The following is a 1,865-nucleotide window of genomic DNA, read 5'->3' as shown; positions in this document are numbered from 1 at the left end:
AGCAAAAGATCTTTGACATATTGGCAACACAAATCAAAATCATAGACACCAACTAGGTGTGTGTAAAAGAAAGTAGAAAAGGGCGTACGGGGGATGCCTAGGCTCTCAGAGGCGAAGAAGGACGTGATAAGCTGCGATAAGCTGCGGGGAAGTGCAAATAACTATTAATCCGCAGATTTCCGAATGGGACAACCCACTATGTTGAAGACATAGTATCCAGCAATGGAGGCAAACCCGGGGAACTGAAACATCTAAGTACCCGGAGGAAGAGAAAACAAAAGTGATTTCCTAAGTAGTGGCGAGCGAACGGGAATTAGCCCAAACCAATGTTGTTTAGGCAACATTGGGGTTGTAGGACTTGCGTAATCAAGTGGATTAGAAGTGGAATGCTTTGGAAAGAGCAACCAGAGACGGTGATAGTCCGGTACACGTAATAAGCCATGCGAGGCGAGTATCCTGAGTAGCGCGGGACACGTGAAATCCTGTGTGAATCCGGCAGGACCATCTGCCAAGGCTAAATACTCCTGAGAGACCGATAGAGAACCAGTACCGTGAGGGAAAGGTGAAAAGCACTTCGAACAGAAGAGTGAAAAAGTACCTGAAACCGTGCGCCTACAAGCGGTTGGAGCCGATTTAATCGGTGACAGCGTGCCTTTTGCATAATGAGCCTACGAGTTACTTCTCACTGGCAAGGTTAAGACTTTAAGGGTCGGAGCCGAAGCGAAAGCGAGTCTGAATAGGGCGCTATAGTCAGTGGGAGTAGACGCGAAACCGTGTGATCTACCCTTGGTCAGGTTGAAGCTGTGGTAACACACAGTGGAGGACCGAACCAGTTGACGTTGAAAAGTCTTTGGATGAACTGAGGGTAGGGGTGAAAGGCCAATCAAACTCGGAAATAGCTCGTACTCCCCGAAATGCATTTAGGTGCAGCCTATGATTAATCTTACAGAGGTAGAGCTACTGATAGGACGCGAGGGTTTCATCGCCTATCAACTCCTGATAAACTCCGAATGCTGTAAGATGATGTCATGGAGTGAGGGCATGGGTGCTAAGGTCCATGTCCGAAAGGGAAAGAACCCGGACCATCAGCTAAGGTCCCCAAATGTATGTTAAGTTGACCAAACGCGGTGTTGTTGCTTAGACAGCTAGGATGTTGGCTTGGAAGCAGCCATTCATTTAAAGAGTGCGTAACAGCTCACTAGTCGAGCGACGATGCATGGATAATAATCGGGCATAAACATACTACCGAAGCTATGGATAGTACATTGTACTGTGGTAGGGGAGCATTCTAAACTGGGTTGAAGCTGAAGACGTGAGTCACAGTGGACTGTTTAGAAAAGCAAATGTAGGCATAAGTAACGATAATGGGGGTGAGAAACCTCCACGCCGAAAGACCAAGGTTTCCTGATCAACGCTAATCGGATCAGGGTTAGTCGGGACCTAACGCGAACCCGAAAGGGGTAGTGGATGGAAAACAGGTTAATATTCCTGTACCTGCTATACACTAAAAGTGACGGATCGGCCAGGTGCTTGCGTACTGACGGAATAGTACGCTGAGCCTAGTCTACGGACGAAGCGAAAGTAAGTAACCGGTTCCAAGAAAAGCGAGTATAGCGGCTCGTACCGTAAACGGACACACGTAGTTGGGTTGAGTATACTAAGGCGCTCGAGTGATTCATGGCTAAGGAACTAGGCAAATTAGCCCCGTAACTTCGGGAGAAGGGGCGCTCCTCCTATGGGGGAGCCGCAGAGAAATGGCCCAGGCGACTGTTTATCAAAAACACATGGCTTTGCTAAATCGAAAGATGATGTATAAGGCCTGACACCTGCCCGGTGCCGGAAGGTTAAGTGGAGATGTTAGCTTT

At 48.2% G+C, this 1,865-nt stretch carries 1 rRNA gene; it reads left to right on the top strand.

What is annotated here, in order from left to right:
* Positions 1–66: 66 nt before the first annotated feature.
* Positions 67–1,865, top strand: a 23S ribosomal RNA gene (locus KEM09_RS21695); the annotation flags it as partial.

It is taken from the genome of Carboxylicivirga mesophila (assembly GCF_018271975.1).
GTDB lineage: Bacteria > Bacteroidota > Bacteroidia > Bacteroidales > Marinilabiliaceae > Carboxylicivirga > Carboxylicivirga mesophila.
This window is presented reverse-complemented; position numbering and strand designations above follow the sequence as displayed.